Genomic DNA, 8,860 nt, shown 5'->3' with positions numbered 1-8,860 from the left:
CAGGTTATCTCAGTTTAGAAATCTTTGCAACAGAACCTATTTTACCTTTGCACCAGAACCAGTATATTATATAGTTAACAAATTAATTTTGAGGGGTAAGGAAATGAGAATTGATTTTTCACCTAATATACCAATATATATTCAAGTAATAGAATTTATTAAAATAGAAATCGCAACCGGTCGTTTGGCAATAGGAGATAAAATTCCTACTGTACGTGCATTAGCTAATGAATTAGAAGTAAATCAAAATACGATTCAACGTACATTCCAAGAGTTAGAGAAAGAAGAGGTTAGTGTGACACGTAGAGGAATAGGAAGATATATAACCAATAGAGAAGAAAAAATCAAAGAACTTCGTACAAAAATGATAAAAGAGTTGGTTGATAAATTTATAAATGATATAAAAAATTTAAATGCCACCGAAAAAGAGATTCTTTTAATTCTCCAATCCTCATTAGATATGGGGAAATTTGAAATATCAAGCAAGGAATAAAAACCTCCGTATATTCGTATTTAATTTAAATACGAATATACGGAGGTTTTTATTCCTTGTCTTATTTCATTGGGTCATTCCAGTTCTCTTTATACTTGTTAGTGTTATTTTTGCAAGATATTAATTAAGGTACATCCTTTTAAATATGTTTATTTATACTTATCAACAATCTTCTCCCAGCCAATGGAGAGATTCCACACCTTCACATTTTGAAGGAAGATATTTTCTACTGGAAAAAGGTAAAAAAACTTAAATATCTAGCCTTTTAACACTAGCATCTACACTTAAAATTTTGGCATCATACCACCAAGTGCCCCAAGAGCTAATGATAAAATAAAGAAGATGATTACAACCACTGTTGCCTGTTTTTTACTTAATCCGGCTGTAATATGTAATCCTAACGCAGATATAACTAATGACCAAATTGTAAAAATTTCAAATGATCTCATAACACCATGCAAAACATCATTAGATGAAGAAAACAAAGAACCCAAACCTGTATACATTTCTTGTCCGGTTCCTTCAATGATAATAGCCAAAAGACTATTTATAAGTAAACCAAGTGTTGTAATAATACTTCCATAAACAGAAATTGCTAATAATTTTTTATAAGACGTATCGTTATTCATAAACATCATTAATATTTTATAAAAAGCTGCAGTAATAAAAGCACCTACCATAAAACCAATAGCTCCTGTAAAAAAACCACTCCCTAATTGCCAATTTAAAGAGACATCTAACCCAAACTCTGCATTTGCTTTTTTACCTTCTGGAGACAGAACATACGCATATGTATTAATTAGATATACAATACCCGTTAAGATTGCTAATAGCAAAAAGCCTCTCCAAATGACATTACTATTCTTCATTCTTTCAAATTGTAAACTTGGAGATGTAATCATTCCTAATAATGACGGTTTCTCTCCAATAACCTCTTGTTTATCAACATTTAATTCCATTTTGATAGCCCCCTTGTGTTTATATACTACGTTCTATTAGTCAATTCGTATTATCTCTCAAAAACCAACGTTTTGTCTAATAGAATCACGTACAGTAAAGAGAATATCTTTACTATACATGAAACCTATTCATAACGAAGTGCTTCAATTGGATCCAATTTTGCTGCTTTGTTTGCAGGAATTAATCCAAAGATAATACCAAGCGTCATAGAGAATAATACGCCTCCCACAACAACTTCCCACGAAACAAGTGGTGGCCATTTCGCATAAATAGATACAACATAAGCGCCCGCGTAACCAAGACCAATTCCAATTAATCCACCAAGAAGCGTTACCATAACCGCTTCAATTAAGAATTGTAATAATATTTTACTGCGCGTTGCTCCAAGTGCTTTACGTACTCCAATTTCGCGTGTGCGCTCTGTTACAGATACAAGCATAATATTCATAACCCCAATGCCACCAACAACTAAGGAAATGCCAGCGATGCCACCGATAATCATAGTCATGATATTTGTCATTTGAGAAATACCATCTTGAAGTTCTTTTAAGTTCGTTACTTCATATTTACCTGTAAACTCGCTTGATTTGCGGCTATTTAATACTTCAACTGCTTTTTTTCCAGCTACTTCTAAGTTATCAACATTTTTTGCTTGCACAGAAATATTTTGAATTTCATCTTTTCCATATAACGTTGGCCATAATGTAATTGGAATTAGAGCCTCTGAAGATTCCATTCCCATAAAATCATTATCTGATTTATATACACCAATAATTTGCATTGGTTGACCTCTAATTTCAATAATTTTATCAATAGGATTTTGCTTTTTAAATACTTTCTCTTTCATCCCTGTACTAACCATGACTACGTTATTTCCTTGGATAATATCAGACTCTTGTAATGACCGTCCTTTTAATACATTCACTTGATTAACTTTAAAATATTCCTTATCTAATCCTGTAATACTGACCATTTCTTTTTTATCTTCGATATCAAGAGGCTCCATACTAGAGTTTGTTGTAAGAACATATGCTACTTCTGGAATCTTTTGTACTTCATAAATGTCCTCCTCAGTTAGCTTAGGGTTTTCTGTATCAAATGAATCATTAATATCTGGGGTATAATGAATAGGAACAACGTTATTTCCCTTACCAGCAAATAATGACTTTAACGTCGCTTCCCCACCCTGTCCAATTGCAACAACGGTAATGATAGAAGCTACACCGATAACAATCCCAAGCATCGTCAGGGCTGAGCGCAGTTTATGAGCTAAAATAGAAGACAAGGCAATTTTTATACTATCTAGTAAACTCATACTGCACACCTTCTATCTTCTGTAATTTTCCCATCTCGTAACACGATACGACGGGAGGAATAGGCAGCTACTTCTTCTTCATGTGTAACCATAACAATTGTCGTACCTTCTGCATTTAACTTCGTGAAGATATTCATAACTTGTTCACCAGACTTCGTATCAAGAGCGCCTGTCGGCTCATCTGCCATAATAAATGTTGGATTATTGGCGATTGATCTTGCAATCGCTACACGCTGCTTTTGCCCACCGGATAATTCACTAGGTAAATGATGAACCCTGTCCGATAATCCAACTTTACTAAGTGCTTCAAGCGCTCTTTGACGACGCTCTGCTTTCTTCACGCCACCGTAGATGAGCGGAAGTTCAACGTTTTCCACCGCTGAAAGTCGCGGTAATAAATTAAAGTGCTGGAATACAAAACCAAGGTATTCATTACGAATAAGAGCAAGTTTTGCCTCGTCTGCTGTTAAGATATTTACACCATTCAACGTATATTCACCTTCTGTTGGACGATCTAGGCAACCAATAATATTCATTAACGTTGATTTCCCCGAACCAGATGGTCCCATAATGGAAATAAACTCACCATTTCGAATCTTTAAACTAATACCGTGTAAAATTGGCACTGCTAGTTTACCTTGATAATATGTTTTAGAAATATGATTTAACGTAATCATTTTTCTTTCACTTCCATTCCATCATACACGTTGTCGGAAGGATTTTTTACAACCTTTTGCCCAACTGTTACACCCTCAACAATCTCTGTCCAATCTCCATCAGTAGCACCTTTTTTTACATTTTGTTTTTGAAGTTTACCATTTCCTTCTATGTAAACAAATGCATCATTATCCTTTTCTACAATGCTCTTACTAGGAACAGCAATCATCGTCTTATTCTCTAAGTTTACTTGTAAAGAAACATGATAGCCTGGAGATAAACCTTCTTGCCCATCAAGACTTGCTTTATATGTATAATGAGACATATTTTGAGTTCCCTCACCTGCACCTGCACCTGCACCTGCAGTTTGATCCATTTCTGCGCTCGTTGGGAATTCACTTACTTCTGTAATTTTACCTGTCCATTTCTTCTTATTATTCGCTTTTGCAGTTACAGTAAATGTTTGGTCTTTTTGAATTTGTGACTTCTGAAGTTCCGTTAATGTCCCTTGAATTTGGAATGGATCTTTAGAAGCAATTTGTAAAAATGATTTTCCTTGTCCACCTATTACTTGTGAGGAACTTTGTGCTGCATCTTTATCTAACTTCTGTACAACACCAGCGAAATTACTATAAATCGTAAGTTCTTTCTGTTTTTTCTTTAATTCTTCTGCTTGTAATTTGCTTTTTTCTTTCTCAAGGTCCGTTGTCTTTTGCTGAATTTCTAGTTCATTTACTTGCTCTTCCATTGAATCTATTACTTCTTTCGTAGCACCGCTATCTTTCGCCTTCTTAATTTCTGTTTTCAATGAATCTATTTTCTTTTTTCCTTGATCGTAACGCATATCTGCCATCTTTTGATCAAGATCAGCTTGCTTTATCTGTAAATTGACTTCTTCATTATCATAAGAGAATAATTTTGTTCCTTTTTCTACCTCTTGTCCTTCTTTCACCGCAATATCTTTCACTTTTCCTTTAGTCGGATCTGAGTAGAAGCTTTCAATATTTCCTGGTTTTACTTGTCCCGAAATTAATTTTGTATTATTTAGCTTACGCTCTGTTACCTTCTCAAAACTTACAGCATCTGTTTTCGCCGTTTCTTTCTTCTTCCCTTGCATCACGAAAATATTAATAGCTGCAACGATAGCAATTAACGCAATAACCCCGAGGATAATCCATTTTTTTGTTTTCCTTTTTTTTGTATCTAAATTTGTTAGCATGGAAATTGTTCTCCTTTTTGTGCATAGTCTTTATTTCGAATTTAAAGGATTCAAAAATATAAAATAAAGTTTGAATACAAATACTTATTTAATCAAATATGTGATTGCATCTCATTTCTTTAATACTAGATTTTTTTTGCTTTTATATGTTTCTTGTTACTTCCATACCAATGATAATAATGTACAGCTACATCCTTTGGGATATCTAAAATCTTTGTTTTCTTAACTGGTTTAGCACGTGTTGAAGTTTGAAGAGTAACAAGGCCAAATGGACTTTGTATCCCTGATTCTATTATTTTCAACTCTTCAATATTCTTTCGGTTTGTTATGAATAAATTTGTTGAAAATCCTCCCCGTTGCAATTGAATGAATTCCCCATTAAGTTTGTAACCACTATAAAAACAGTTTAATATTTGTGATGTGTTAACAAGTACGAATAATATTATTGGGATATACCAAAACTCTGACCAAAAATAATAAGTAAGTATCGTACTTATGATCCAAATATAACTTAATCGTACCATCTTTATAAAAATTGTATATTTTGGAATACTAATCATTCTTGTATCAATTTTAAATGTTGGTAGAATCTCAGGAATTAGTGATAAAGCTCTATTTTTATCTATAAGTGGAAAGAGTACTTTAGCAGTTCTCATTTCCTTATCTTCCATATCAGTAATACTTATAATTTTTACTTGTACTAAACCAAACCATCTTTTTAATAGATTAGTATTAATATTAATAGCTTGGATTTTCTCCTTTGGAATTGAAAATTCAGTTTCATTAAATACACCTGTTCTAACAAAAATTCGATGTTGGTCAGAAGTGACTTCAAAGTTCCCATATTGAATATAAGTCTTAATTATCCCATAAGCTAATGACATTATTAAAAGAATAAGAATGCCAAGAGTCATTAGAAACCATGATTTTTGAAAAAAAGAGGTAATTTCATTTATATAACCGTCTATGGAAATAAAATCATTTATATTAGAATAAATCTCTTGAATTAATGGGATCAATAAAAGTAATTTAAGTGACATAAGTGATTTAACCAATATTTCTTTAGGCGCCATTTTATAATGTTTGTCCCTTGAAATATCTTTAGATTCTATTAACTCTACTTGCTGTATATCTGATTCATTCTCTTTTTTTGGAATAAAACCAATATGTCCTAAATGTTCTTGTATCCGTGCAGCTTCTTCATAAGTTATCATTTCAAGTTTAATAGAGGATTTTTTTTCATTGGAACCAGTTTCTAATAAAAGTGATGTTAGTCCAAATAAGCGATGAAAAAAGTGTGTATTTTGACTAATACCTTGGATACGTTCTAATGGAATAAAACGATTTTCTTTAATAAAACGTCCCTCATAAATGTACATTTCTTTATCAGTAAATACATACTTAAAATGTTTCCAATCAAGAAATATTGAAACAAAATTATAAATTAGATAAACAACTCCTGCTACTACACCTACAATCAGAAAAATAGGATTAGAATTTGAACTTATAAAAATAGCAAAAAAAACAATCCAAAGAATAAGTTCTTTTATAGATTTAACCATGGAAAAGAGCATCCATAACGGATGCATTCGCTGAGCTATTTGGTCATATGCTAATTCTTGCTTCATTGTATGATAGCCCTCCTATTTTATTCATTTATTTCATTGATTCCAGCTAAATATGCAATGTTCGCTCTTAATTCTGTTGCTTTCTTTTCAGAAATAGCCGGTATTTCATGTTCTGAAGCCATTGTACCTATTGTTAACGTAGACAAACCAAATTTTCGTAATATTGGTCCTTGATTTGTATTTACATATTGTACTTTCGTCATCGGTATTATTAGATGCTTTCTCATTAATGCTCCTCCATGTTTTAATTGAATATAATTTTCATCAATTTCATAACGCCATGTTCGCTGTCGATAAATAGGTATTATGGATAGTTCGAATATGGAAGAAATAATGAGTAAAGCAATAATGATATAACAAATAATACTTATCCAGCTTTTCCAATCATAATAATGCTGTAAAAACAAAAGAATTCCTAATACACAAAGTGCAGTAGTATAAGTAATTGCATCACTTATCCTCCATACTTTTACTGCATTTGGTGAGATTTTTTGTTGTGGTTCTTTTATCATTTCAATCTCAATCCCCTTTTTTGATAATTAAATCATATTAACAATCTATCAATTCTAAATTTTCAATAAAGATCCTCTTAATAATTATACTTAAAAATATATCCATGTATAGATTTTTTTGGAATAAAATATTAAAAAACTTAATATAAATTTTTTTCTAAAAATTAAGTTGACACAATTTGAAGATTCAGATATATTTATAATCGCAAAAGCATTCACCAAAAAATTCAAAAGGAGGTATATTATGGTTACATTTTTAAGAATCGTAGCTCAACTAGGAGCTAGAGCTGCTAGATGGGCTTGGGCTAACAAAGATAGAATTTTAGGCTGGATTAGAGATGGTATGGCTATTGACTGGATTATTAATAAAATTAATGACATGGTAAACTAAGAATTTTTAATTTTACAATTACTATATTAGGAGGTATATAACATGATTACATTTTTAAGAATCGTAGCTCAACTAGGAGCTAGAGCTGCTAGATGGGCTTGGGCTAACAAAGATAGAATTTTAGGCTGGATTAGAGATGGTATGGCTATTGACTGGATTATTGATAAAATTAATGACATGGTAAACTAAGAATTTTTAATTTTACAATTACTATATTAGGAGGTATATAACATGTTTACATTTTTAAGAATCGTAGCTCAACTAGGAGCTAGAGCTGCTAAATGGGCTTGGGCTAACAAAGATAGAGTTTTAAATTGGATTAAAAACGGTGTGGCAATCGACTGGATTATTGATAAAATTAATGACATGGTAAACTAAGAATTTTTAATTTTACAATTACTATATTAGGAGGAATATAACATGATTACATTTTTAAGAATCGTAGCTCAACTAGGAGCTAGAGCTGCTAGATGGGCTTGGGCTAACAAAGATAGAGTTTTAGGCTGGATTAGAGATGGTATGGCTATTGACTGGATTATCAATAAAATTAATGACATGGTAAGCTAATTGGTGTAATTACATAATCTAAACCAATTAATTCTAAAAGGATAGGATCTGCAGTTCTATCCTTTTTTATATAATGATTATTAATTTTCATACCTTACTTCTATAAACCGTTTACTCTTACACCATCCTCTAAAAGCCCATTAGCATTAGAGACATTATAACATCCTTCCTTATTTAAAAAAAGAACATATAGAGCAATAATTATATTTTTAAAAGTTCATCCCAATTATTATAAGGCAATGTGTATGATATATATTCCCTTCATAACAAAAATTTAAAAATCAATGAGTATTGTACTCAAACTCAGTCACAAGTCGATAGAAGCTAATGCTTTTTATCTCTAATCGATTACTTCATATCCTTGGTTTTCATTTTTTCTAATTCTTTTTTCTGTTTATTTTTTAGTTCTTCTCTTCCTTTAATCCAAATTCCTAATAAAATAGCTAATCCACCTAAAATAATAATAATGAAGATAAGTGTATTCCCTTTGACAATTAAAGTCTCAGACATCCATAGATATAGTAGTGTTACCACATATAAAACAGGTAAACCCATTCCCAAATAAACATTTTCTCTTCTTGACAAAAAGTATTGAAGCCCAATTAATAAAAGTGCAATTAAAAATCCGTATAGACGAAACATTAATTATCCCCTCTTTCATTTTTATATTTTTCAATTATCAATTTTGCATCTTCTAAATTAATACGATCTTCGATGGAGAGTTTTTTAATAAAAGTAATGAACTCTTCATCTTCATCAGTATCATTCACTTTAATTTTTTGAATTAGCTTATCTACCCGTACCCTCACTGTAGGATAAGAAACATCATAAATTTTTGCTATTTCTTTCAAAGATCCAGAGTGTAAAATAAAATTTTTAATAAACTCAATGTCTTCACTCTCTAAATTTAATAGCCAATTCGGAATGTCTTTAAAATTCATAAACTTCAGCTCCTTTAATTGAATTTTAACATAATTAAAATAAAAATCAACTTTATTTTAATTAAAATTGATTTTTATTTTAATTTTATTTAAAAGATTAAACTCTGTTAAAGTGTAGTGTTGATATTTGATACGTTCTCAAATTCTTAGTATAACCATTACATGAACAAATATTCG

The 8,860-nt window shown here is 31.2% G+C and carries 13 protein-coding genes; 5 read left to right on the top strand and 8 right to left on the bottom strand.

Features of this window, described 5'->3' with window-relative positions:
* The first annotated feature begins 103 nt into the window (after nt 1-103).
* Nucleotides 104-493 (top strand): GntR family transcriptional regulator, encoded by a 390-nt coding sequence (locus Y7E_RS0128750; RefSeq protein WP_017154630.1) that lies wholly within the window; start codon nt 104-106, stop codon nt 491-493.
* 284 nt (nt 494-777) lie between these two features.
* Here the strand turns inward: Y7E_RS0128750 and yknW are convergent, their stop codons facing one another.
* From yknW to Y7E_RS0128720, 6 genes are all read right to left on the bottom strand, one after another.
* Nucleotides 778-1,452, bottom strand: coding sequence for a YknW family membrane protein (yknW, locus tag Y7E_RS0128745; RefSeq protein WP_017154629.1), 675 nt, complete (start codon nt 1,450-1,452; stop codon nt 778-780).
* A 125-nt stretch (nt 1,453-1,577) separates the two neighbouring features.
* Nucleotides 1,578-2,768 carry an ABC transporter permease gene (locus tag Y7E_RS0128740; RefSeq protein ID WP_017154628.1) on the bottom strand — a complete coding sequence of 397 codons (1,191 nt, stop codon included), beginning with the start codon at nt 2,766-2,768 and terminating at the stop codon, nt 1,578-1,580.
* Nucleotides 2,765-3,445, bottom strand: a complete 681-nt coding sequence (locus Y7E_RS0128735) for an ABC transporter ATP-binding protein (protein ID WP_017154627.1) — start codon at nt 3,443-3,445, stop codon at nt 2,765-2,767. Before Y7E_RS0128735 ends, Y7E_RS0128740 begins: the two co-directional genes overlap by 4 nt.
* Complete coding sequence (locus tag Y7E_RS0128730) at nt 3,442-4,644, bottom strand: efflux RND transporter periplasmic adaptor subunit (RefSeq protein WP_017154626.1); 1,203 nt, start codon at nt 4,642-4,644, stop codon at nt 3,442-3,444. Before Y7E_RS0128730 ends, Y7E_RS0128735 begins: the two co-directional genes overlap by 4 nt.
* Before the next feature lie 125 nt (nt 4,645-4,769).
* Complete coding sequence (locus Y7E_RS0128725) at nt 4,770-6,272, bottom strand: PH domain-containing protein (protein WP_017154625.1); 1,503 nt, start codon at nt 6,270-6,272, stop codon at nt 4,770-4,772.
* A gap of 20 nt (nt 6,273-6,292) precedes the next feature.
* Nucleotides 6,293-6,784, bottom strand: coding sequence for a PH domain-containing protein (locus tag Y7E_RS0128720; protein WP_017154624.1), 492 nt, complete (start codon nt 6,782-6,784; stop codon nt 6,293-6,295).
* A 244-nt stretch (nt 6,785-7,028) separates the two neighbouring features.
* Between Y7E_RS0128720 and Y7E_RS0128715 the strand changes: the two genes are divergently transcribed.
* Genes Y7E_RS0128715 through Y7E_RS0128700 form a run of 4 tightly spaced genes read left to right on the top strand, consistent with a single transcriptional unit; the run spans nt 7,029 to nt 7,742 of the window.
* A complete protein-coding gene (locus Y7E_RS0128715) occupies nt 7,029-7,175 on the top strand; it encodes an aureocin A53 family class IId bacteriocin (protein ID WP_017154623.1) in 147 nt (48 codons plus the stop codon).
* Between the two features lie 42 nt (nt 7,176-7,217).
* Complete coding sequence (locus Y7E_RS0128710; protein ID WP_017154622.1) at nt 7,218-7,364, top strand: aureocin A53 family class IId bacteriocin; 147 nt, start codon at nt 7,218-7,220, stop codon at nt 7,362-7,364.
* A 42-nt stretch (nt 7,365-7,406) separates the two neighbouring features.
* A complete protein-coding gene (locus Y7E_RS0128705; protein WP_017154621.1) occupies nt 7,407-7,553 on the top strand; it encodes an aureocin A53 family class IId bacteriocin in 147 nt (48 codons plus the stop codon).
* 42 nt (nt 7,554-7,595) lie between these two features.
* Nucleotides 7,596-7,742 (top strand): aureocin A53 family class IId bacteriocin, encoded by a 147-nt coding sequence (locus Y7E_RS0128700; RefSeq protein WP_017154620.1) that lies wholly within the window; start codon nt 7,596-7,598, stop codon nt 7,740-7,742.
* Nucleotides 7,743-8,090: 348 nt separating this feature from the next.
* Here Y7E_RS0128700 and Y7E_RS0128695 read toward each other — a convergent pair whose 3' ends face one another.
* Nucleotides 8,091-8,384 carry a hypothetical protein gene (locus Y7E_RS0128695; protein ID WP_017154619.1) on the bottom strand — a complete coding sequence of 98 codons (294 nt, stop codon included), beginning with the start codon at nt 8,382-8,384 and terminating at the stop codon, nt 8,091-8,093.
* On the bottom strand, nt 8,384-8,683 hold the full coding sequence (locus Y7E_RS0128690; protein ID WP_017154618.1) for a DUF2089 family protein: 300 nt from the start codon (nt 8,681-8,683) through the stop codon (nt 8,384-8,386). The genes Y7E_RS0128695 and Y7E_RS0128690 overlap by 1 nt, the downstream gene beginning before the upstream one ends.
* Nucleotides 8,684-8,860: the final 177 nt, after the last annotated feature.

The organism is Bacillus bingmayongensis (assembly GCF_000299035.1).
Taxonomy (GTDB): domain Bacteria; phylum Bacillota; class Bacilli; order Bacillales; family Bacillaceae_G; genus Bacillus_A; species Bacillus_A bingmayongensis.
Note: the sequence above shows the minus strand (reverse complement) of the source record. Positions and strands in the feature narration are given on the sequence as shown.